Below are 24,996 nucleotides of genomic sequence, written 5' to 3'. Positions count from 1 at the left end.
AAAAGAGCCGAAGCTCCTTTTTTTTAATCTGTACACTAAGAAATATTAAAAGCTTACTTAGTAAGGCTCAACATTAATTTGTTTAAACGTGCAACAAAACTTGCTGGGTCTTTTAAGCTACCACGCTCAGCTAACATCGCCTGTTCAAACAATACTTGCGTCCACTGATTGAATTTTTCATCATCAGTTTCATTAGCAACATGTTTTACTAACTCATGCTCTGCATTGATTTCGAAGATAGGTAATGCGTCAGGTACTTCTTGTCCAACTGATTGCATGAGCTTCATCATTTGGCTGCTCATGTCGTGCTCATCGGCAACGATACAAGCTGGAGAATCAGTTAAACGTTGCGACAATTTAACATCTTTCACTTTACCAGCTAATGATGTTTTAATACGGGTAACAACAGAATCAAACTCTTGCTCAAGTTTTTCTTGTGCTTGTTTTGACTCTTCATCTTCCATATCACCTAGGTCTAAACCACCACGCGTGACCGATTGTAATTGCTTGCCATCAACTTCTGTTAAGTGGCTCACTAACCATTCATCGATACGGTCAGACATTAATAATACTTCTATGCCCTTTTTACGGAAAACTTCTAAATGAGGGCTGTTTTTAGCCGCTTCAAAGCTGTCTGCAACAACATAGTAAATCTTTTCTTGTCCTTCTTTCATACGTTCTACGTATTCAGGAATTGAAACACTTTGAACCGCAGTATCATGCTCTGTTGAGGCAAAGCGTAATAAGTTTGCAACTTGCTCTTTATTACCTTGATCTTCTGCTGGGCCTTCTTTCAATACTTGACCAAACTCGTTCCAAAATGACTGGTATTGCTCTTTGTCTTTTTTACCTAGTTTTTCAAGCATTTTAAGTACGCGTTTAGTACAGCCTTTACGGATCGCTTGGGTAATTTTGTTATCTTGTAAAATTTCACGAGAAACGTTTAACGGTAAATCATTTGAATCTAATAAACCTTTTACAAAACGTAAATATGTAGGCATAAACTGTTCAGCGTCGTCCATTATAAATACGCGTTGAACAAATAGCTTTAAACCATGTTGTTTTTCACGGTTATGCATGTCAAATGGCGCTTTGCTTGGAATATAAAGTAATGATGTATATTCAGTTTTACCTTCTACTTTATTGTGCTCCCAGACAAGTGGGTCGCCAAAGTCATGTGATACATGCTTGTAGAATTCTTTATATTCGTCATCAGAAACTTCTGATTTTTCACGAGTCCACAATGCAGTGGCTTTATTGACAGGTTCCCATTTGGCAGGTACTTCAGCAACGGCTTCAGCAGCTGGAACAGTAACATTGTCTTCGTCATCTTTAACTTCAGCAACGGCTTCAACACCAGGAACTGCTGGTGTTAGCATTTCAACAGAAACAGAAATATGATCTGAGTATTTAGTGACTATTGATTTTAAACGCCAATCGTCAGCGTATTCTTGCTCTTCTTCTTTTAAGTGAAGAATAATATCGGTACCACGATTAGTCTTTGAAATTTTAGCTGTAGTGAATTCACCTTCGCCAGCACTTGTCCATTCAACACCTTCGGATGCATCAACACCAGCAGCGCGAGAACGCACAGTTACTGAGTCGGCAACGATAAATGCTGAATAAAAACCAACACCAAATTGACCAATAAGTTGTGAGTCTGAAGCTTGATCGCCAGAAAGTTGCGAGAAAAACTCAGCCGTACCTGATTTAGCGATAGTACCTAAATGATCAATAATTTGATCATGCGTCATACCAATACCATTATCAGAAATGGTAAGCGTATTATTTTCTTTATCGCAACTAACACGTACGCGTAAATCACCATCACCTTCGTATAGATCAGCATTTGATAGTGCGTTAAAGCGAAGTTTGTCAGCAGCATCGGCCGCATTTGACACTAACTCACGTAAGAAGATTTCTTTGTTTGAGTAAAGTGAATGGATCATTAATTTAAGTAATTTAGCGTTATCAGTTGCAAACTGATGATTTTCTTTTTGGCCTGTTTCTGACATTTGAAATATATCCTACATTTATCGGTGTTTAAAAGAGAACATGCAAATATGATGCTCACGTTGATAGATAACATGTGGGGCTAAGAGAAATTATTTCAAGGGAATGTGATGTTTCTTAGGTAAAATAAATTTAAAAATATGCTTTGAATATGTGTTCAAAGCATAAATTTACTCAAGATTAGAATGAATAGCTCTTACGTCCTGATAAAGCATGAGATAAGGTGTTACCGTCAACATATTCAAGTTCACCACCAACAGGCACACCATGGGCAATTCGAGAAATAACCACTTGATATTTTTTAGCCAGTTCGGCAATAAAATGTGCGGTAGCTTCTCCTTCAACCGTTGGATTGGTTGCTAAAATAATTTCCTTAAACTGATCTGTCGCCAGCTGTTTCTCTAATATATCTAAGCCAAGATCATCCGGTCCAATACCATCTAGCGGCGATAAGTGCCCCATTAAAATAAAATAACGTCCTTGAAATTCCCCGGTTTGTTCTATAGCAATAACATCACCTGGACTTTCAACAATACAGAGCTGCTGGTTTATAAGCCGCTTAGCACTTTGGCAAATTTCACAGGTATCATCTTCAGTAAAATTTCGGCATTGTGAACAATGACCAATATTTTCCATCGCCACTTTTAATGTACCCGCAAGCTTAGCGCCGCCAATACGATTACGTTCAAGTAAATGAAACGCCATACGCTGCGCCGATTTAGCGCCAACACCCGGTAAACATTTAAGTGAGTTGATTAATTCTTGAACCAGTGGACTAAATTTCATAACAACCTTAAAACAATGTTTAGCTAATTTTCAACGCAGGCAGTTTATCAGTTGAAGCATAAAAACCAAGATAAATTATTCTCTCGTCACTAAAAATAATACGCTATGATAGTCCAAGAATAATTATCAAAACGAATCGCTATGTTATCCAATATTTTTATTACCTTAGCCTTACTCATTGTCAGCGCTTTTTTCTTATCACGATATTTCACTTTACCTAAAAACATTTGGCTGCTTTTTATTGCCCAACCCCTTGTTATGGCGGCATCACCGGTGATTGTTTTTATTGGCGGTATATTGTCGACCCGTATGGCAAGTGATCCTTCTTTAGCGACCCTACCCGTTACCGTGATGATTTTAGGGGTAGCCTGTGGTGCTATTCCCGCGGCTATGTTGGCAAAAAATAAAGGTCGCCGCTTTGCGATTTTTACCGGCTATAGTGTTGGTTTAGTTGCGACCTTAACGGCAATGGTCTCTGCACTTATTGCTAACTTTGAACTCTTTGTCTTTGCTGGTTTACTCTTTGGTATTAGTACCTCATTTATCCAGCAATTACGTTTTGCAGCAATTGAGAGTATTAAGGACGATAAAGATATTCCAACCGTGTTGTCGATTTTAATGCTAAGTGGCATTTTTTCCGCTTTTCTAGGCCCTGAAATAGCCGTAGTCGCGAAAGATTGGTTAGCATCTCCCTATGGATATGCTGGCTCATTTTTAGTGTTAGCCGGATTAATCGTTTGTGCGATGATTATTATGCTGAATTTTAAAAACACCCAGATTGAATCTCATCAACAAGTGGGCGACACTCGCCCATTGAGTGAAATTATCAAACAACCTATTTTTATTATTGCAATATTATCAGCGGCCATTGGTTTTGCCTTAATGAGTTACTTAATGACAGCAACCCCCTTGAGCATGCACCAGATGAGCGGTCATAGTTTACACGAGACAAAATGGGTAATTCAAAGCCATATTGCCGCGATGTTTATCCCTTCACTTTTTACCGCTTGGTTAGTAAAAAGAATCGGCTTGAAAAGCTTAATGTTAATTGGCACAGTGATTTATGCGTTAGTCGCTGTTGTGGCGCTTTCTGGCGAGCAGGTTATGCACTATTGGTGGGCACTGATTTTATTAGGCATAGGTTGGAATTTTTTATTTTTGACCGGAACAACCTTACTGCCGCAAAGTTATAAGCCGAGTGAACGACACAAAGTACAAGCAATTAATGACTTTATTATTTTTGGTTTACAAGCAACTGCATCGTTACTCGCTGGTTGGGTTTTATTTAAAGCGGGTTGGCATACAGTAGTTCTTACGAGTATGCCCTTTATTGCCATACTCTTTGCAGTAACTTGGTTTTACTATATTAAAGACAGAAAAAAAGCCACCAACAAGGCAGCTCAATCTTAGCGATACCAATAATAGTATCAACTTATTTACAGGTGGTCATCGTTGTCTGAAAGACCAACGCCAATAGAAAAAGTCATTTTTTCAGCTACCTCAAACTCTAGACCAGCGATTGCTTTATAAGCAATTTGCTGATTTTTTTCTTCACCAAAAAGTGCACTCTGGTTCGTTTGCACCGCGCCAAGGGCTAGTTCAATAAATGGTGAGACATTATCACTTAAGCTAACATAGTTAAAACGAGAAGTTGCCCATAATCCCAGTGATTGATAATTACCCGAAGAAACTTGCCGTTCTTTAGATAAATGATTGGCGTCAACATTTTCAGCTAAGCCACTAAAATGTGCTTTGGCATAATGAATTGAAACCTCTGTCGCTAGCTGCCAGTCGTCATTCAATTGATAACGCTTACCTACACCAAGATAAACTTCAGGAACAAGATCAATTTCAGTCTCACTTAAGGCTAAGTTAGCTAAATTATCAAAATGGCTTAGACCAAAACCAACAAAAGCATACGATTCCTCATCAGTTGCTATTGCCGAAAAGCTTACTAGGTGACTCACTAAGGCTCCACAGGTAATCATTATCGCTATAGATTTGTTCATCTTCATTCCTTGTTTATTGATCTTTTTCATAAAGTAAAATATCGCCTGGCTGACAATCTAGTGTTTGGCAAATGGCTTCAAGCGTTGAAAACCGTATCGCTTTTGCTCGACCACTTTTAAGTACAGATAAGTTTTGTGGCGTTATGCCTACTGACAAAGCAAGATCGTTTAATTTCATTTTACGTTTTGCTAGCATAACGTCCAGTTCTATAATCATAGCCACTAGATAACTAACTCCTGCTCTTGATGCAAGCTAGTCGCTTCGCTCATTATCCAAGCTATCACGTATATCACTAAACCAATTAATAAAAATCTTAACTCATCAGAGCCTAAGCTTATGTATAACGATAACGTATTAGAAGCTCCTGAAAATCGTAATACTAAGGTCACCACTATCGGATAAAGAAGCTTTAAGGCAATCCAAGCTAATAGCACAGTACCAATATTTTTAATGCATTGAATATTGGCGACAGTGAATACTAAACCCTGCTGATATAAACCAAATAACTTAAACAAAGACCAATAAATTAAAAGGCTTGGCAACAAATCTGCACTGCCTAGTATAAGCAAAGCGTTAAAACCTTCATCGGTTAAGGCTAACGCTAAATTTTCCCAGCTACCTGAAAAGTCGATATTGGCCGCTGAAGAAATAAATGAAAAATTGTCAGTTAGCTCAAAGGTGCCTTCATTATTAACCCCAAATAGTAATAAAAACGTAAAGCTGAAAACTTGCATAACAACAAATAGCGCAACGAGTGCCCTAACTATTTTACTTACTTTGCTGATCCTATGATGCGCTAACATAAAACTTATAACCTAAATTTATTCAATAAGCCTAATGTAGCAGAAAAAACATGCTTATCAATCTATTTTTATCGATAAAGGATAAATAAATACTGTTGTATAATTACCCGCTGACTTTAGTTAGCGAGAAAAACGATTCAATATCGATTCACCTTCCTCGCTAGGGAACAGCTTGACCATTTCTCGCTTCAAATAATCGATACCAATCTTCACGGCTATAATTGAGTTCTAGTGCTACTTTTGCAGCAATAATTCGTTCTGGTGTGGTCGAACCAATAATAGGAAATATCTTCGCGGGGTGTTTTAGTAACCAAGCAAGAATAATTTGCCAAGGTTGACAGTTATACACTTGTGCTTGCGAAGTTAACTCCTCGGCGATACGTTGTTCATCTTCAACTGAAAAGGTATTCCCCCATGCAGAGTAGGCAACACCACCTAACGGGCACCAGGCAATTGGCGATAGTTTATCTTGTTGACATTGATCCAAAGTTCCGTCATTTAACGCATCAACATTATGAATATTAATTTCTATCTGATTCACCAATAACGGTAAATCTAATGCACTTTGTAACATCGCTACTTGTGAGGGTTTAAAGTTACTTACGCCAAAATGCGCAACTTTACCGCTGTCTTTGAGTTGTTTAAAGGTTTCGGCGACTTCATTAATATCAAATAAATAATCAGGGCGATGTAATAAGAAAAGATCGAGTTGCTCAGTATGCAAACGCTTTAAAGAACCTTCTACACTCGATAAAATATATGCTTTGCTAAAATCATAGCGTGTTGGCGCATAAGTATTTTCATTGTTTTTTGGACGAATACTTGCTTTGGAGGTAAGGATCATCTTTTCTCGCAAGTGCGGTAATTGCTTTAACAATTCACCAAATAATTGTTCACTTGCCCCTCCACCATAAATGTCAGCATGATCAAAATGATTGTAGCCTGCATCAATCGCGCTCTGCACCGCACGTTTGCCTTTATCGATATCATTAACTGATTGATCACCTGCAATTCGCATACAACCATAGATTAATCGTGATGACTGGAGTTCGCTCTTACCTAAACTATAATTTTTCATTACAACTTTGCTCTCGTTTTATCGCTAATTGACTGACATAATAGCGACTTTATGGTTGTTGTTCATCAACAACTCAATCACTGCATACGTATAAATAAGGTTTTTTCATTGCAACATTTTATTTGGGATATTGATCCAGTTTTACTTTCTATAGGTCCTTTAAGCGTTCATTGGTATGGCGCGCTATTTGCTGCCGCTATCATATCGGGTTTACAGGTGATGAAATGGGTGTATCAAACAGAGCACAAAAACCTAGAGGCTCTGGACAACTTACTGATGTATTCTGTATTTGGTATAATTATTGGTGCTCGCTTAGGCCATTGTTTTTTTTACGATCCTCAATATTACTTTGCTAATCCTTTAAAGATACTGGCCATTTGGGAAGGTGGTCTTGCTAGCCATGGCGGCGGTTTAGGACTTATTATTGCATTAGGTATATACGCAAGAAAGTATCAAGAAAACTATTTATGGCTGCTCGACCGATTAGCTATTTGTACCGCACTCTTTGGTGTATTTGTTCGTTCAGCTAACTTTGTTAACTCTGAAATATTAGGCGTTGCCAGTGATGCGCCTTGGGCTATTATTTTCGCGCGTATTGATAATATACCTCGCCACCCTGCGCAACTTTATGAAGCGATTGCGTATTTACTGATTTTTATTATTCTCTTCTTTATCTATAAAAAATCAAAAGATAAAACGCCTAAGGGTTCATTATTAGGCTTATTTTTAATATTAACCTTCACCGCTCGATTTTTAATTGAGTCAGTAAAAGTTAAACAAGCTGCTTATGAGTCGATTTGGGCGTTAAATACCGGGCAAATGCTGAGTATTCCATTTTTTATCGCTGGTATCGTTTTATTAATATGGTCGTTATCTGCCAAGAACAAACTAAAATAAACTGAGTAGCATAATGAGTAAAAAATATTACGTGGTTTGGAAAGGATCAAAAACAGGTGTCTTTGACAACTGGACAACGGTTCAATCCGTAACATCAGGGCGTGCTGATGCTCAATTTATGGGGTTTCCTTCACAAGTTGAAGCAGAAGCCGCTTTTAAGTCAACTTACACCAAAGCATTAACCCAGCGATCCTTAAAAACACCACCACGCAACGGAGCTGAATACCCCGCTGCGGCTAAAACCGCAAGTTCATCATTGAGTCGAGCAACAGCTTCAGCAAAACCTGCTGGCAGCACAGTACGCAGCGATCGTGAAGTCACTAAAGCTAATATCGATATTTATTGTGATGGTGCGTGTTCGCCCAACCCTGGAAAATCAGGGACTGGTGTCGCTGTTTATCATCAAGGTGAAATTCATAGCCTTTGGTATGGTGCCTATAACGCCAATGGTACTAATAACACCGCTGAGTTAATTGGTATGTTACAAGCCTTTAAATTGGCGAAAGCTTATATTGAAGCTAATCCTGGTAGAACCATTCAAGTACTGTCTGATTCAAAATACTCCATCGACAGCATCACGAAATGGGCAACAGGATGGAAAAATAAAGGTTGGAAAAAAGCAAATGGCGAAGCGATTAAAAATCCAGAGTTAGTCAAGGTTTGCTATACACTCTATCAAGAAATTAAAAAACATATTGCTATTACTCATGTTAAAGGTCACGCGAATATTGAAGGTAATGAGCTCGCCGATCGCATGGCTGTACTTGCCAGAACGTCACAAGAAATGAATTTTGTACAATATCAGCAAACAATAAATATTCGCGAAATATTAGCAACCGAAGCGGGATAATAGATCAATATATAATGCGGCCATATAGTCAACGTTCTCATTGGTTAAATGCCGCATAACCTCAAAATAAATAGGAAAAATGCAACGATATTCAATTGTTTCTTTTTTCCTACTTTACTTAAATTTTTCGGTGCTTTGCTCAATCTAAGCTATACTCAACATTCTATTTCTTATCAGAAACGTAGCCATTATCAATCTCTCAAATCATACAATATCTTGTATATTCTCCCAATTAGGTATGAATAACGTCCAAGCAGATATAACAAGTTTTGCAGAGACTCATAAAGCTATTCCAGTAAGATTATCCTTGTATTAAGCAAAAATATAGAGCCGCTCACAAGTCATTATTTTAAAAGAAGCCGTGCAGGAGGATGCTAACTGGTCTGAAATGACTAACAGCTTGGTTTGTTCATTAGGTTAATGCGAGATCAATAAATAGAAAATTAAACCTAGGCATAAACTTTTCAAATAGAATCGAGATAAAAGAATCATAAATAAAATAATCCACACATAAAGCACTTTATTTAACCTTAAAGTTGATTCCGCGCATTAATCTACTTTAATTATGCTTATATAAACAATATAGTGTTAAATAACAGAGTGTAAAAATCTATATAATGGAGATAATAAATGTCGGATAATAAAAAATACCGTTTAGTAACACGTAGTGATTTTGATGGTTTAGTTTGTGCTATTTTACTCAAACATATTAATTTAGTTGACGGTATTCTCTTTGTTCACCCCAAAGATATGCAAGACGGAAAGATAGCGGTTGGGCCAGATGATATTTCCACCAACTTACCTTATGTTGACGGTGTTCATATCGCTTTTGATCACCATCATAGTGAAACACTTCGTAATAAAAAACGAGATAACCATGTTATCGACCCTGATGCGCCTTCAGCTGCTCGCGTTGTTTATGACTACTACGGTGGCCTAGAAACTTTCCCCGCAAGTTGGACAAGCATGATGGAAGCGGTAGATAAAGGTGATTCAGCACAATTTAATAAAGAAGAAGTTTTGCATGCCAAGCGATGGGAATTACTTAATTTCATTATGGACTCACGCACAGGTTTAGGCCGTTTCAGAGAGTTTCGGATTTCGAACTATGAACTGATGATGGACTTAATTGATTTTGGTAAAGATCACAACATTGACCAATTACTCGCACTCCCTGATGTTAAGGAACGCACCGATCTTTATTTTGAACATGAAGAAAAATTTAAAGAGCAAATTAAGCGCTGTGCAACCGTACACAATAACTTAGTTGTGCTTGACTTAAGAGAAGAAGAAATTATTTACTCGGGTAATCGTTTTGTTATTTATGCCTTATTTCCACAATGTAATATTTCAATTCATGTTATGTGGGGGCTTAAAAAACAAAATACTGTTTTTGCTACCGGTAAATCTATTTTTGATCGCAGTGCAAAAACAAATGTCGGTGAACTTATGTTGAAATACAATGGTGGTGGGCATAATGCGGCGGGAACCTGTCAAGTTCCACATGATCAAAATGAAGCTTGCCTTGCCGAACTTATTGCGACGATTAATGCCGATGGCTAAGTCGCATTAGTCAGACTCACGGCTCAATAATAGCTTACTATTGCCGTCAAAAATGATGGTAATAGTAAGTCGTTAATCAAAAGTATTAATAGCCTTTAGTCCAGTCAATATAAAAAGGTATCTGGTCGTTACTTCGATATTGTTTAATATTTTTGGTCACTATTTCACCTGCACTTTCAAAATGTGTCGGCGCAGAAATATGAGGAAGAACCGTTATTTTTTCATTCGACCATAAATCATCACTTTTATCTAAAGGCTCTTGTTCAAAAACATCTAGAATTGCATGTTCAAGATTGCCATTGGCTAAGTGATTAATAAGGTCGTGATTAGCGACGATACCCCCTCGAGCAAAGTTAATAATACTGGCGCCTTGCGGTAGGTTTGTCAGCAGATCATCGTTGATGAGTTGGTAGGTCGCTGAAGTAAGTGGTAGTAAACAAATTAAAATATCTGTTTGCCTAACCATAGTCACTAACCCCTCGTCTCCTGAATAGCATGTAATGCCATTAATTAACTTATCACTTTGACTCCAACCAAGCACATTAAAGCCATTATCATGTAAACGTAACGCGCTCAACTTACCTAATTCACCTAAACCTAAAATACCTAAGGTGCGCTCTTGTGGCAGTAAATAGCGATGTTGTAGCCACTGCGCTGATTTTTGTTGTTGTAAGTATTTTGGCATATCACGATGTAAATAAAGCACCCAAGTTAAGACCGCCTCACTCATGGTTTGCGCTAATATTGGATCAATTAAACGCACGAGTTTAAAACTTGGCGTTGGTTTATTATCACTTAATTGCGAAACTAGCGCATCGACCCCTGCCCATAGGCTCTGTACCCATATAAGTTTGGGGTATTGAGACAATATATCAGCATCTGGATTAGCAACAATAGCGATTTCGCATTGAAGCTTTTGCTCAACAGACAAGTCTTTATCAAGCTTAATTGCTTCATTTGGCAGCTTAGTTGATAATAGCGCTAACCAAGCATCCTGCTCTTGGTGGGCAAGTTGACTCACAAAAGTAATAACAGCCATTGTTAAATGTTTCCTCTTAGCATTATTCTTTTAAAACCATATCAATACACATTACGGCAGCAAGGATCAGCTTTCTAATCGGGTGTTCTTCAGGAACATCAGCAGAAATTTCTAATGCGTAATTGTCTGCACTGGTAAATAACTCTTTACCTATGCCACCCCATTCTTTCGATATATGAGCAAGTTCATCATTGCCATCCATAAAGCGAAAATTCCAACCAACCCAGTTGCCCTTTAACTGACAGACAAGTTGGTCTTGGTTATCAAAGATATCGAATTTTCCACCGATTGAAAATAATTTTTGTTTAAAGTAACCAACCGCATTACCGTCACAATCAAAAACAGTTACTTTTGAAATAAATAAAGAGATACCACGCTGAATTCGGATGATACGCTGATCGTCAGGCGTACGTATTTGAACATCAAAAGGTGTCATGGTTTTGTAGTCAGTGAAACGCAGCATTTTAGTAAAAAAGCCTAAATTAGGCTCTCGACATTCCATGATGATATCCCCTGTTTCAGGATCATAAATGTCGTAATTATTTGCCGCTTTAAATAGGCCAACATGCTCTTTGATTATATAAGTATTCTTATTAATTCTAGTATTCATTAAACGCTCACTCCGTGAGTTTAGCTATTGTTGTTATTACGAAAATCATTGATGATAATAGTTGTCTTTGCTTTTATATTGATTGAAATTACCATTAAACCATACAAATTGACGTTATTTAGTCGCTTTAATCACTTGCTCTAAATAGGTAGACATTTCAGTTAATACTTTATTCTTACTGGGTTTTATTGTGGCATATAACGCATATAAAAAACTCTGTGTGTTATGTAATTTAATTAATCCTTGTTCACTTTGATAAACATCTTGCCATTGATTAAAAGGAGCAGGATCAACCACTTTAATAAGCCAAAGGTTAAAATCATCAGCAGAGTATTGTTCTCGTAAAAAAACATATATAACAGCCATAGCGATACGTTTTGCCTCTCCTTGAATATATGAATGTTGATCATTAGCAGTAATTTGGCTGGCTAAAGCGACCAGTATCTTATCGAGTTGCGCTTTGTTAACTTTAGGGTTTAACGCCAATTGCAGCATAAGGTCTGCAGCATGAGCGATACTATGTTGCCAGCCAGTTTTAGCTGAAAAACCGCGATAATCTTTTATATTAGCTAAAAAACTTGTACCCACATTAACTAAATAGTCTCTTTGGTCAACGGTTAAAAAAGGTGAGTGCCTATCGACACGAACCACTTCAGCTAATACCAAGATTGAGAATGACTGATAGACACCAAAGGTGTCAGTTACTTTCGATTCTAAAACACGAGTTAAGTAGTTAAACATTTTAATATGTATTGCTTGGCTAAGGTGTTCGTTTCGCAACCAATAACTTAATGCTTCAAAAGCGACACCATCTCTTATTTCAGCATCTGGGCTTGCTAAACAAGCCAGTAATTGTAATGCTAAAGCTTCTTTATCTGCTTTGTTTTCAAGGGTAAATTTATCTTCTTTGAGTTGTAGTAGATTTTTTTTATGCCATTGCTTCGATAAACACTGTTTATTGACTTGCTGCGCATTGATCAATACTTCATTAGCAGAGAAGGCAGAGCTACTGATAAGAAGCATCAATATTATTGGAATTTTTAATGAAAATTTCATTTTACATCCTTTTAAAGTTATTTAATTATCTTAAAAATAAGCACATCAGGATACCACCACATCGGCAAAAAAAACATAAAATGAAGACGTTAGTGAGTTGTATTGAGAAAGGATTTAAGAACGATAGTAATTAACAGAGTTTGCGTATAGCAATCATTGGTAGTTTAAACTGATGACTTGCTTTTCAGCTAAGGCAATTAACGTTTCTAATTCACCACTTTGTTGAAGACGCATTATTTCTTGGTTAATAAGAGCAACCAATTTTTTATTTTTCTGATGTATATAATGATAAAGAGGAAAAACAGCTAATGGCTTTTTTGCAGGAATTATGTCTTGGTAACCCAACCTTTTCAAGATTAGCTGACCGTCTATAGTATTGGTCAAGGCAACATCAACTAGACCACTTTGTAATATTTTAAACATATTTTCAGTACTATTCATTTCGACAACATTACTTAAGCCATTCGTTATATTATCGGTGTGTTTTACACCTCTAATTTTGGCCAATTTATATTTTTTTAAATCATCTTTACTGACAATATTGAGCTGCTTACTTGCGAGGCTAAATGGCATAGTTTGCAAAGAATAATAAGGAGTAGGAACTCTGATCATTTCTTTGTTCTCATCTGCGTAGGACCAAATTCTCATTATTTCGCCATCACTTTGCCCGATACTCGCTAACAATTCCGCTCTTTTAGCAGGTAAAGGCGTAATAGTAATATCTATCCCTATATTTTTATAAATTTGAGGTAAAACAATCCGACCGACTTCTTGTTCAATCAGTAATTCAATAGAAGCAAAATTGTAGTGGAGAGTTTTAGGCTGTACTAGAGAACTATGCTTTGGATTAATGGCTGAATTTTCATATGAAATATTAGTAGGTGTAACTATTGAGTGAGCAAGTACATTTGGAGATACCATCAAAATGAAGCATATACCAATAAGTAAAAAATAAAGACTGAATATTACCTTCACTTAGACTACCACCTTCAAATTAATGCTTATAAAGTATAATCCTTTTGGTAACGACCTCCTTGTTTTTCTTGAAAACTTTACTTATGCAGAGCCTATTCGATAGGACCATAATATAAATTGGCGGGTAAAATGACAAGTAAAACCTTAAAATGCGGCCCGGCATACTTTGCTCAGTCAGATATAATAGCTATCTAGTGGCACATAACAATATCGCAAAAGGTTAACAATCGGGGCAAAATTTAAACATAAAAGCCTGCTGTTCGATTAACTAGACCGGTCACGTGATACTCGTTTTAGCTTAGGCATGACTTCGCCATGCGAGTCGTGGTTTAGTCATAGGCCTACCTTTTCATTCTCTAGGTTGCATATTAGAGACTTACGCAATGAACAACACGTAATATTTTTCACTCTGACCTAGTGTTTTATTCACAAGACTAAAGCGGCGACAAGACAAGCTAGCTTTAAAATAAAAAACCCGCTAGATAGCGGGTTTTAAAGGTGAATTAATCAGACTAAACTTACTGATATAAAATAATCATCACTGATATTTATTGTACCGGGATATTAATAGTACCCGTAACAATGTCACCCGCTTTTGTTTGATAAGCATATTCAAACGTTAAACTATTTTCCGAGCTATCTAAATCATCAGAAGCGTATATAGACGTTGAGGCGCGGTAAACTTTCTGATTGTCTGATTGAGCGGTTCCTGTTTCAATCGACGTTTGAAGACTTTCGGTAATTAATGTTTCATTTTCAGCAAGTTTGACTAGTCCCAATGGTGAAACATTATAAGTATTACTATCTCTAACAAGAGTAAAATTTCTTACTGAATTATAACTGACACCGTCTTCTGTTACCGAGTAAAGACGCATTGAAAAGCTTTGTAACGTTTCAATTGATGATGGTAGATATAAATAAACACTGCGATCATAATTTGAAGGCGAAGAACTATCACCCGCTGAATTGGAGAGAGTAATCGCATTTCCGTTGCTGGTAAAATTATTGTTATCTAAATGTACGTCATTAATATCAAAGTCATCATTATTTTCGATATAAAACGAAAGTGAATCATTATTAACATCGACAGATTTTTCTGTAGACTTCACAACTAAGTTACCGACATTGTATTGGTAATTTTGACTTTTAGGCAAAGAGTTAACCGGCGTAATCGTAAGTTTGGTGTCATTTAAACTCATCTCAAATGAAACAGGAATATCTACCATGCCACTAACAACTGTAGTACCGGGTAAAATAACATCAGTCGATGAATCATTACCTTTAACAACGGTAAAACCAGAAGTATTAGTAAGTGATAGGCTACTTGCTGATGCGGTAATAGCTTGAGAGTAGAATACACTGAAACTTTTATCGATATAATTTACTTCATTTGCCGCAATAACGACCTCTAAAGAAGAGCTATCATTAGTAACAACTCTTGGCATAACCGCTAACTCAACAACATCAGTATTAGCGATATTATAACAACAGTTTTCTAAAGCACCTGAAATGTTGACTCTTAAGCTGTCATCATCGTTCTTATTCAGTGATATTGAAGCACTTTGATAAGAGATATCGTTTGCCATAAATGAAGGGATTTCTACTCGTGAGTAATCGCCAAACATTGCTGAAATCACATACTGTTCTGTTGCAGCATCAAAAGTAGAAGTCGTCTGTGTACCCGCAGAGTCTGTAGAGAATAACTCAGCACCTAAAATAACATTCGCACTTGCATCAATCATTGTAATGCGAAATTCAATCTCTTTTAACGGCATTTTTTCTTCAACATAAAGCGTTAATGATTCATCAGTATTTGATGATAAAAAATATAAATCATTGCTATTAATGTTGTTATTTAACTCAGGGTTATAATCTATTTCACCATCTTGATTGAGATCTAAGTTGGCTCTAACCATAATATTGAGAAACTTTGGTATGGTGATATGGTAAACGCCATTGGCTTCATTATAAGTCGATTGGTGTTGATACTTATTTGACCTTGAACTAGTACCGTAATGAGATGAAGCTTTAAACGCTAATCCAGTAAGAGGCAATCCTGATGTTTTATTAATAACAGTTATTTGCATATCTTTAGCTGTAGAAACTTCAAATTGACCAAAATCATTGGCCGTATTGACTGCATTTGAATGACCCGTATTAATGAAATATGCACGTGATAAAAATTCATTATTGCTACTTTCAATAATCATTTCAATATCAGAATTAGCAGGAAGGTTTTCTAGTTTAAACTCGCCACCGTTGAAGCTAACGCTATCGACGAGGACAACATCAGCGGCAATAATTGTAATGTTCGTGGCTGATACGGCTTGATTATCTAATGCATTAACAACGATACCCGTTAATGCAACAGAAGCGGCAGGAGTACCAGGATTGATAGAATTGTTAGTGCCACTAAGAATTTCATTTTGTGCTTGGATTGCTTGCACTACATCTTCGTTATTATTGTCGTTTTCTACTTCTAAACATGCTGTTAATAAACATAAAGAAACGCTTATCATCACTAGATTTACATACTTCAATTTTACTTTCCTTTTAAAATTTAGAAGGGAAATAGAATTAAACAATCTTTGTCGTATCGAATTCCCTTCAATAGAGCAAAAATGTTAACACATAATTAAATAACAGTTAACAACCTTAGTGTAATTATTGATGTTAATAATAAAAATAGGATATAACATTGGACGACTTAATTAACATACTAGTTATCTGACAAGTTCCGTATAAAACAATTATGGAATGACGGCTTGGGGGTTACGATATGGTTTAAAGCTAGTTTATGCAAAAGCGCTCTTTGAGCTCAAAGAGGCTTCGGCGTTCACCCTCTTTGGGAGTAGTCAGCCTCCTGAAAATCAAACCCTTTAACAAAGTCAAAGCTGGTAAATTAAAGTGAGTGTCCTTCTAATTTGACGAGAATCGATATTTAAATAAATTCAGCATGAACTCAAGCTCCGTCATCATGACCCCAAATTTCATCATCCTGAACCCAACCTCCGTTATCCTGAACCCGTACTTAGTCATCCTGAATCCATACACCGTCATCCTGAACTTGTTTCAGGATCTCGACCTTAACAATTCAAAGCCCAATTCAGCATGACGAGAGTGGATACTGAAATAAATTCAGTATCCACTCAAACGCCATCATCCTGAACCCAACCTCCGTCATCCTGAATCAGTACTCCGTCATCCTGAACCTGTACTCCGTCATCCTGAACTTGTTTCAGGATCTCGACATTAACAATTCAAAGCCCAGATACTGAAATAAATTCAGCATGACGATAGTGGATACTGAAATAAATTCAGCATGCACTCAAACGCCATCATCCTGAACCCAACCTCCGTCATCCTGAATCCGTACTCCGTCATCCTGAACTTGTTTCAGGATCTCGACATTAACAATTCAAAGCCCAGATACTGAAATAAATTCAGCATGACGATAGTGGATACTGAAATAAATTCAGCATGACGATAATGGAATAAAAACAAAGATGTTCGAAATAAACTACTTGATAATTTTTGAGAAAAAATTGATTTACACTTAGTGATGGATGAGTGCATTTACGCTATATCTCAATACATATTCAAGCAAGAGAGTCTATTAAGACTGCAATGAACAATGCATTAAGTATTTTAAAAAGAGAAAAATAATATGGTAAGGTTTAACTGATATCTGTTTATATGAAAGTAATATTAGATTACTGTCGCTTGATGTTGAATGGTTTAATGTTGTTCCCTACATTCAGGAAAAATATTCAGTTGCATTGAATTATCTGAATATTAAGCACAACACGTATTAATAAAAAACCCGCACTCTCTTTGCAAGAATGCGGGTTTTTATTAAGAATTACAAATTAGCAGCGCTAGCTTACCAACCTGTTTTCTCTTTAAGTGCTACGCCGATATCAGCTAAAGAACGAACAGTTTTAACACCAGCCGCTTCTAATGCTGCAAATTTCTCATCAGCAGTACCTTTACCACCGGCGATAATCGCGCCAGCGTGACCCATACGCTTACCTTCTGGTGCAGTAACACCAGCAATGTAAGATACAACAGGCTTAGTAACGTGTGCTTTGATATATTCAGCAGCTTCTTCTTCAGCAGTTCCGCCAATTTCACCAATCATTACAATTGCTTCAGTTTGTGGATCATTTTGGAACATTTCCAATACGTCGATGAAGTTAGTTCCTGGGATCGGGTCACCACCAATACCTACACAAGTAGATTGGCCAAAACCTGCATCAGTTGTTTGCTTAACGGCTTCGTACGTTAACGTACCAGAACGTGAAACAATACCTACTTTACCAGGCTTGTGGATGTGACCAGGCATGATACCAATCTTAGTTTCGCCAGGAGTAATAACACCTGGGCAGTTAGGACCGATCATACGAACGCCAGATTGATCAAGCTTAGCTTTAACGTCAACCATATCTAAAGTAGGAATACCTTCAGTGATAGTAACGATAAGCTCGATGCCTGCATCAATTGCTTCTAAAATTGCATCTTTACAGAAAGGAGCTGGAACGTAAATAACTGTTGCTGTTGCGCCAGTTGCTTCTACAGCTTCACGTACTGTGTTAAATACTGGTAGGCCTAAATGCGTTTGACCGCCTTTACCTGGGCTTACGCCACCGACCATTTGTGTACCGTATTCAAGTGCTTGTTCTGAATGGAATGTACCTTGACCACCGGTAAAACCTTGACAGATTACTTTAGTATCTTTATTAATTAAGATAGACATTATTTGCCCTCCGCAGCTGCTACAACTTTAGTCGCTGCATCAGTTAATGACTCAGCAGCAATGATATCTAAGCCAGATTTTTTAAGAACTTCACGACCTTCTTCAGCATTTGTACCTTCTAAACGTACAACTACAGGTACTTTAACGCCTACATCTTTAACTGCAGCGATAATACCTTCAGCAATCATGTCACAACGTACGATGCCACCAAAGATGTTAACTAAAACAGCTTTAACGTTGTCGTCAGAAAGAATGATTTTGAATGCTTCAGAAACACGTTCTTTCGTTGCTCCGCCGCCAACATCTAGGAAGTTAGCTGGCTTGCCGCCGTGTAAATTAACGATATCCATAGTACCCATTGCTAGGCCTGCACCGTTAACCATACAACCAACGTTACCGTCTAAGGCTACGTAGTTTAATTCAAAACGTGCAGCATGAGCTTCACGTTCATCTTCTTGAGATGGATCATGGAACGCACGCATTTTAGGTTGACGGTATAAAGCATTACCATCGATACCAATTTTACCGTCTAAACAGTGAAGATTACCTTCGTCAGTAATAACTAACGGGTTGATTTCTAATAAGGCAAAATCGAAATCTTCAAACATTTTTGCAAGACCTAAAAAGATCTTAACAAATTGCTTCATTTGCGTCGGGTTTAAACCTAACTTAAAACCTAATTCACGAGCTTGGTACGGTTGAGCACCAACAAGTGGATCGATTTCAGCTTGGTGAATTAACTCAGGCGTTTCTTCAGCAATCTTCTCAATATCAACACCGCCTTCAGTAGAGGCCATGAATACTACTCTACGACTAGCGCGGTCAACAACAGCACCAAGGTATAATTCGTTAGCAATATCTGTACAGCTTTCTACTAAAATTTTAGCAACTGGCTGACCGTTAGCGTCAGTTTGGTAAGTAACTAAGTTCTTACCTAACCAGTTTTGAGCAAAATCTTTGATTTCTTGCTTAGATTTAACTAGCTTAACGCCGCCAGCTTTACCGCGACCGCCCGCGTGAACTTGAGTTTTAACAACCCACATAGTGCCGCCGATTTTATCAGCCGCTTCTGCCGCTTCCTGAGGTGTATCGCAAGCGAAACCTTCAGAAACTGGTAAACCATATTCAGCGAATAATTGTTTCGCTTGATACTCATGCAAATTCATGGTGTATTTCCATTTATCTGTGAATGATAATGACAGCTGTTCTTAGTCATAAATATAAGTAAAATCTTAATTTTAATCATAAATATAAATAAAATTAGCTATCATCGAAAAAAGTTGATCGATTATAGTATAAAAGCTCTAAGGAACAAAGTCCCCAGAGCTAATACTATAGTCTAAATCAAAAGATTTAAACTTCTCGATTATATATCAAGAAGTAGACGTGTTGGATCTTCTAACAAGTCTTTAATTGCCACTAAAAAGCCAACAGATTCTTTACCATCAATTAAACGATGATCATAAGAAAGTGCTAAGTACATCATAGGAAGTATTTCAACTTTTCCATCAACAGCCATAGGTCTGTCTTGGATCTTATGCATACCTAAAATAGCCGCTTGCGGTAAGTTTAAAATAGGAGTTGAAAGTAATGAACCAAAAACACCACCGTTAGTAATCGTGAAATTACCGCCGGTCATATCTTCAATTGAAAGCTTTCCGTCGCGACCTTTTATTGCTAAGTCACGAATACCATTTTCAATCGCTGCCATACCTAATTGATCTGCATCACGTAATACTGGTGTTACTAAGCCACGCGGCGTAGAAACAGCAATTGAGATGTCAAAAAAGTTATGATAAACAATATCGTCACCATCGATTGATGCATTAACCGCTGGAAAGCGTTTCAATGCTTCAGTAACCGCTTTAACATAAAATGACATAAAGCCTAAACGCGTATCATGCGTCTTCTCAAAAAGATCTTTATATTGCTTACGAAGATCCATAATTGGCTTCATGTTAACTTCGTTAAACGTTGTTAGCATTGCCGTTGAGTTTTTAGCTTCTAATAAACGTTTGGCAATTGTCTTGCGTAAACGTGTCATAGGTACACGCTTTTGAGTACGTTCGCCTAAATCTTGTGCAACAGGGGTCGCAGCAGCAGTTTTTGCCGCTGGAGCTGGAGCTGCAGGTTTATTAGCCGCTGCTTCAACATCTTCTTTAGAAATACGTCCACCTTTACCTGTACCTCTAACATTAGCAGCTGTTAAGCCTTTTTCTGTCATTAAACGACGAACAGAAGGGCTAGCTAATTCATCAGAGCTAATCGCATCTTCTGAAGTAGCTGCAGGAGCACTTGCTGTTGCGCCCGCATTAAGTTGGCCAATAACTTGTGAACCTAATACCGTGTCGCCTTCGACGTGGATTATCTTACCAATCACACCATTGTCTTGAGCAACAACTTCTAGAACAACTTTATCCGTTTCGATATCAACCAAGTTTTGGTCAACAGAAACTGTATCACCCTCAGCAACATGCCAAGTAGCAACTGTTGCATCAGCAACAGACTCAGGTAAAACCGGTACGATGATGTCGATAACTTTCACTGCTGTTGCCGCTGCAGGAGCTGATTTTGCCGCTGCTGCAGGTTTTGCCGCTGCAGGAGCTGAAACATCAGCTGCTGCATCGCCTTCAGTGAGGATTGCAATTACTTGCTCGCCTAATACTGTTGCGCCTTCGGCTTGAGAAATCTCAGTGATCACTCCATCAACGACAGCTTGTACTTCAAGCACAACTTTGTCAGTTTCAATATCTACTAATACTTGGTCACGTGAAACTTTATCACCTACTTGAACATGCCAAGTAGCTACGGTTGCATCAGCAACAGATTCAGGTAAAACGGGAACCTTAATTTCGGTTGTCATTTATTTTATTCCTTACTCACTAGTCTTCAACAGATAGCGCGTCATTGACTAGCGCTTGTTGTTCTTTTACATGGACAGACATATAACCTACAGCTGGTGCTGCAGAGGCCTTACGACCAGCATATGTCAAATAAGTACCTTCAGGTATTGCCGCTCTAAAGTGATGCTGTGAACAATACCATGCACCTTGGTTTTGCGGTTCTTCCTGACACCAAACGAATTGCTTAACATGCTGGTATTTGGCCAACTCTGCTTGAAGCTCTTCTTCTGGAAATGGATATAGCTGCTCGATTCGAATGATAACAACATTTTCTTGCTCACTCTTGCGACGCTGATCAAGTAATTCATAGTAAACTTTACCACTACAAAAAACGACACGTGTCACTTTTTTCGGATCGATATCGTCAACTTCACCAATGACATTATGGAACACACCCGTCGATAGCTCTTCTAATGAAGAGACCGCTAAAGGATGTCTTAATAATGACTTAGGCGACATAACAACCAATGGACGACGCATAGGACGAACAACTTGGCGACGCAGCATATTAAATACTTGCGCAGGTGTTGATGGCACACAAACTTGCATATTATGATCGGCACAAAGTTGTAAGAAGCGCTCTAATCGTGCAGATGAATGCTCAGGACCTTGACCTTCATAGCCATGAGGTAGCAACATAGTTAGACCACATAAACGGCCCCACTTTTGCTCACCTGAACTAATAAATTGGTCAAAGACTACTTGTGCACAGTTAGCAAAATCACCAAATTGCGCTTCCCAAATAGTAAGCCCTGCAGGCTCTGCTGTGGTATAGCCATATTCAAAGGCAACCACTGATACTTCTGACAACACTGAGTCATGAATATCGAATGGACCTTGTCCTTCGCGAATATTTTGCAAAGGTAAGTATTTGCTAGCATCATCTTGGTTATGTAAAACAGCATGACGATGGAAAAAAGTACCGCGACCAGAGTCTTGCCCAGTAATACGAACACGTTTACCTAAATCAACAACCGAGGCATAAGCTAAGTTTTCTGCCATCCCCCAATCGAGTAATTTTTCACCCGATGCCATTTTAACGCGATCATCGTATATCTTCTTAACACGACCTTGTACAGGATGAGACTCAGGATATGTTGACAATTTACCGGCAAGTTCTTTCAGCTTTTCAACAGAAATTTCTTTATCGTAATCATCGTCCCACTCATGGCCAAGGTATGGAGTCCAATCGACAGAATGCTCTGTCATAGGTCGCCATTGTTCAACCGTACACTGACCTTCGTCTAGCAATTTACGATAATAAGAGGTTAATTCATTCGACTTATCTAAATTGATTGAACCCTCAGTATCAAGTTGCTGTGCATAGAGTTGACGAGGTGTTGGGTGTTTCTTAATTTTTTTGTACATCAATGGCTGCGTTGCACTAGGCTCATCAGCTTCATTGTGACCATGACGACGATAGCAAACAAGGTCGATAACGACATCGCGCTTAAATTCGTTGCGATAATCAAGGGCAATTTGTGTTGCCAAGATAACAGCTTCTGGGTCATCGCCATTAACATGAAGAATCGGTGCTGAAACCATTTTTGCTATTTCAGTACAATATTCACCACTGCGCGTATCTGCAGGATTAGACGTTGTAAAACCAACCTGATTATTGACAACGATACGTATCGTTCCGCCAACTTTAAATGCACGTGCTTGTGACATATTAAAAGTTTCTTGAACCACACCCTGACCGGCAATAGCAGCGTCACCATGAATCGTAACCGGAAGAACTGTATCACCGACTTTATCACCACGTCTGTCTTGACGCGCACGGACTGAGCCAATAACAACAGGGTTAACAATTTCTAGATGCGATGGATTAAAGGCCAAAGCTAAATGAACATTGCCACCAGGCGTTACAAAATCTGATGAATAACCTTGGTGATATTTAACATCACCTGAAGATAAAATTTCATCGTGCTTACCGCCAAACTCGTCAAATAACTTTGACGGGTTTTTACCCATCACGTTAACTAAGACATTTAAGCGGCCACGGTGAGCCATACCAATAACAACTTCTTTAGTGCCTTGCGTACCAGCACGAGTAATAAGCTCTTTTAGCATAGGTATTAACGCATCACCACCTTCAAGGGAGAAACGTTTAGCGCCTGGAAACTTAGCTCCAAGGTATTTACAAATACCATCGGCAGCAATAAGACCTTTAAGAATTTCTTCTTTTTGGTCGACAGAAAATTTTGCTTGCGACTGAACAGACTCTAAACGTTGTTGGATCCAACGTTTTTCATCGGTGTCAGTAATGTGCATATATTCAGCACCGATAGAACCACAGTAAGTAGTTTTAAGGGCATTGTATAAGTCACCTAACTTCATCGCATCTTGAGAAGTAGCAAATGAGCCGACGTTGAACTCTGTATCAAAGTCGTTTTCTGAAAGTTCATGATGCGACAGTTGTAAATCGCGTACCTTATCTCGCTTCCACAAACCTAATGGGTCAAGGTTGGCATTTTGATGTCCACGAAAACGAAAAGCATTAATTAGCTGTAAAACTTTAACTTGTTTGGCATCACTACTACCAGAAACAACAACAGTTTTATGGGATTGCTTAGCTAATTCTTTAAATTCATTGCGGATTTCAGAGTGCCTGAATTCTAAGTCAGCACCTTCAATTTTTGGAAGTTGTTGGAATAACGTTCGCCATTCTGCAGAAACAGATTGGGAGTTATCCAAATAAGATTCGTATAATTCTTCAATGTAAGTAGCGTTAGCGCCACTTAAATGAGAAGACTCTAACCAAGCCTTCATTGTACCTTCGGGCATTGCCTGTTCCTTTATGGGATAAAAGCAATAAAAAAATAAACAATTATCGTTAGCAAGTCAACTAGACTAATGGCTAATTGTCATCTGCTAATGATGACTATTCCTGTTTTAAAACACCAAAGTGCTAGATAATTTCATCTAACACTTTGCTATTTAATTTTATACTGCGCGTGAAATCAACATCGACTTAATATGGCCGATAGCTTTCGTTGGGTTTAATCCTTTTGGACAAACATCAACACAGTTCATAATACCATGACAACGGAATACGCTGTAGGCATCTTGCAAACCATCTAAACGTTCTTCAGTTGCAGTATCACGGCTATCAATTAAAAAGCGATAAGCATGCAACAAACCTGCTGGTCCAATAAACTTATCTGGGTTCCACCAAAAAGACGGACAAGAAGTTGAACAACAAGCACATAAAATACACTCATATAAACCATCAAGCTTTTCGCGCTCTTCAATCGATTGAAGATGCTCACGTGCTGGAGGATTTTTACCATCATTAATTAAGAACGGCTTGATTTTTTCATATTGATTATAGAACTGTGTCATATCAATAACTAAATCACGTACTACCGGTAAACCAGGTAAAGGGCGTAACACTATTTTCTTTGCTGGAACAGCCGATAATGGTGTAATACAACCTAAACCATTTTTACCGTTAATATTCATACCGTCAGAGCCACATACTCCCTCACGACATGAACGACGGAAAGAGATAGTCGTATCTTGCTCTTTTAATAAAATAAGTGCATCAAGTACCATCATATCTGAGCCTTCTGGAATTTCCAGCTCATAATCTTTCATATAAGGTGCATTATCAACATCAGGGTTGTAACGATAAATCGAAAAAATTTGTTTCAT

At 37.9% G+C, this 24,996-nt stretch carries 20 protein-coding genes; 4 read left to right on the top strand and 16 right to left on the bottom strand.

Features of this window, described 5'->3' with window-relative positions:
• Positions 1-53: 53 nt before the first annotated feature.
• Positions 54-2,015 carry a molecular chaperone HtpG gene (gene htpG, locus H4J57_RS17035; RefSeq protein WP_070376215.1) on the bottom strand — a complete coding sequence of 654 codons (1,962 nt, stop codon included), beginning with the start codon at positions 2,013-2,015 and terminating at the stop codon, positions 54-56.
• Positions 2,016-2,193: 178 nt separating this feature from the next.
• Positions 2,194-2,799: a recombination mediator RecR gene (gene recR, locus H4J57_RS17030; RefSeq protein WP_070376214.1), complete on the bottom strand. Its 606-nt coding sequence runs from the start codon at positions 2,797-2,799 to the stop codon at positions 2,194-2,196.
• Positions 2,800-2,940: 141 nt separating this feature from the next.
• Here recR and H4J57_RS17025 point away from each other — a divergent pair, with 141 nt between their 5' ends.
• Complete coding sequence (locus H4J57_RS17025) at positions 2,941-4,209, top strand: MFS transporter (protein WP_182243700.1); 1,269 nt, start codon at positions 2,941-2,943, stop codon at positions 4,207-4,209.
• 26 nt (positions 4,210-4,235) lie between these two features.
• On the opposite strand, the gene H4J57_RS17020 is transcribed toward H4J57_RS17025, so the two are convergent.
• The 4 genes from H4J57_RS17020 to H4J57_RS17005 form a co-directional block, all read right to left on the bottom strand.
• A complete protein-coding gene (locus H4J57_RS17020; protein ID WP_182243699.1) occupies positions 4,236-4,808 on the bottom strand; it encodes an outer membrane beta-barrel protein in 573 nt (190 codons plus the stop codon).
• Positions 4,809-4,821: 13 nt separating this feature from the next.
• Complete coding sequence (locus H4J57_RS17015; protein ID WP_070376211.1) at positions 4,822-5,031, bottom strand: helix-turn-helix transcriptional regulator; 210 nt, start codon at positions 5,029-5,031, stop codon at positions 4,822-4,824.
• Positions 5,031-5,612, bottom strand: coding sequence for a DUF2975 domain-containing protein (locus tag H4J57_RS17010; RefSeq protein WP_182243698.1), 582 nt, complete (start codon positions 5,610-5,612; stop codon positions 5,031-5,033). The genes H4J57_RS17015 and H4J57_RS17010 overlap by 1 nt, the downstream gene beginning before the upstream one ends.
• A 160-nt stretch (positions 5,613-5,772) precedes the next feature.
• Positions 5,773-6,690: an aldo/keto reductase family oxidoreductase gene (locus H4J57_RS17005; protein ID WP_182215408.1), complete on the bottom strand. Its 918-nt coding sequence runs from the start codon at positions 6,688-6,690 to the stop codon at positions 5,773-5,775.
• Between the two features lie 108 nt (positions 6,691-6,798).
• Between H4J57_RS17005 and lgt the strand changes: the two genes are divergently transcribed.
• The 3 genes from lgt to H4J57_RS16985 all read left to right on the top strand — a co-directional run bounded on the left by lgt (position 6,799) and on the right by H4J57_RS16985 (position 10,000).
• Positions 6,799-7,587: a prolipoprotein diacylglyceryl transferase gene (lgt, locus tag H4J57_RS17000; RefSeq protein ID WP_070376208.1), complete on the top strand. Its 789-nt coding sequence runs from the start codon at positions 6,799-6,801 to the stop codon at positions 7,585-7,587.
• A gap of 13 nt (positions 7,588-7,600) precedes the next feature.
• Entirely contained in the window at positions 7,601-8,437 is an 837-nt protein-coding gene (locus H4J57_RS16995) for a ribonuclease H family protein (protein ID WP_182215410.1), read from the top strand.
• A gap of 630 nt (positions 8,438-9,067) precedes the next feature.
• Positions 9,068-10,000 carry an exopolyphosphatase gene (locus H4J57_RS16985; protein WP_182215412.1) on the top strand — a complete coding sequence of 311 codons (933 nt, stop codon included), beginning with the start codon at positions 9,068-9,070 and terminating at the stop codon, positions 9,998-10,000.
• An 85-nt stretch (positions 10,001-10,085) separates the two neighbouring features.
• Here H4J57_RS16985 and H4J57_RS16980 read toward each other — a convergent pair whose 3' ends face one another.
• The 10 genes from H4J57_RS16980 to H4J57_RS16935 form a co-directional block, all read right to left on the bottom strand.
• Positions 10,086-11,039 (bottom strand): glyoxylate/hydroxypyruvate reductase A, encoded by a 954-nt coding sequence (locus H4J57_RS16980; protein ID WP_182243697.1) that lies wholly within the window; start codon positions 11,037-11,039, stop codon positions 10,086-10,088.
• Between the two features lie 22 nt (positions 11,040-11,061).
• Entirely contained in the window at positions 11,062-11,649 is a 588-nt protein-coding gene (locus tag H4J57_RS16975) for an LURP-one-related/scramblase family protein (RefSeq protein WP_182243696.1), read from the bottom strand.
• A 114-nt stretch (positions 11,650-11,763) separates the two neighbouring features.
• A complete protein-coding gene (locus H4J57_RS16970) occupies positions 11,764-12,705 on the bottom strand; it encodes a DUF2785 domain-containing protein (protein WP_182243695.1) in 942 nt (313 codons plus the stop codon).
• Positions 12,706-12,858: 153 nt separating this feature from the next.
• Complete coding sequence (locus tag H4J57_RS16965; RefSeq protein ID WP_182243710.1) at positions 12,859-13,626, bottom strand: ABC transporter substrate-binding protein; 768 nt, start codon at positions 13,624-13,626, stop codon at positions 12,859-12,861.
• Between the two features lie 602 nt (positions 13,627-14,228).
• Positions 14,229-16,220, bottom strand: a complete 1,992-nt coding sequence (locus H4J57_RS16960) for a hypothetical protein (RefSeq protein ID WP_182230851.1) — start codon at positions 16,218-16,220, stop codon at positions 14,229-14,231.
• 1,343 nt (positions 16,221-17,563) lie between these two features.
• A complete protein-coding gene (gene sucD / locus H4J57_RS16955; protein WP_070376201.1) occupies positions 17,564-18,436 on the bottom strand; it encodes a succinate--CoA ligase subunit alpha in 873 nt (290 codons plus the stop codon).
• Positions 18,436-19,602 carry an ADP-forming succinate--CoA ligase subunit beta gene (gene sucC, locus H4J57_RS16950; RefSeq protein WP_070376200.1) on the bottom strand — a complete coding sequence of 389 codons (1,167 nt, stop codon included), beginning with the start codon at positions 19,600-19,602 and terminating at the stop codon, positions 18,436-18,438. The genes sucD and sucC overlap by 1 nt, the downstream gene beginning before the upstream one ends.
• A gap of 200 nt (positions 19,603-19,802) precedes the next feature.
• Positions 19,803-21,299 carry a 2-oxoglutarate dehydrogenase complex dihydrolipoyllysine-residue succinyltransferase gene (gene odhB, locus H4J57_RS16945; protein WP_182243694.1) on the bottom strand — a complete coding sequence of 499 codons (1,497 nt, stop codon included), beginning with the start codon at positions 21,297-21,299 and terminating at the stop codon, positions 19,803-19,805.
• A gap of 19 nt (positions 21,300-21,318) precedes the next feature.
• Positions 21,319-24,126 carry a 2-oxoglutarate dehydrogenase E1 component gene (locus tag H4J57_RS16940; RefSeq protein ID WP_182222941.1) on the bottom strand — a complete coding sequence of 936 codons (2,808 nt, stop codon included), beginning with the start codon at positions 24,124-24,126 and terminating at the stop codon, positions 21,319-21,321.
• A gap of 159 nt (positions 24,127-24,285) precedes the next feature.
• A complete protein-coding gene (locus H4J57_RS16935) occupies positions 24,286-24,996 on the bottom strand; it encodes a succinate dehydrogenase iron-sulfur subunit (protein ID WP_182182093.1) in 711 nt (236 codons plus the stop codon).

Origin of the sequence: Colwellia sp. BRX8-7 (assembly GCF_014077275.1) — a bacterium.
Classification (GTDB): Bacteria; Pseudomonadota; Gammaproteobacteria; order Enterobacterales; family Alteromonadaceae; genus Colwellia_A.
Note: the sequence above shows the minus strand (reverse complement) of the source record. Positions and strands in the feature narration are given on the sequence as shown.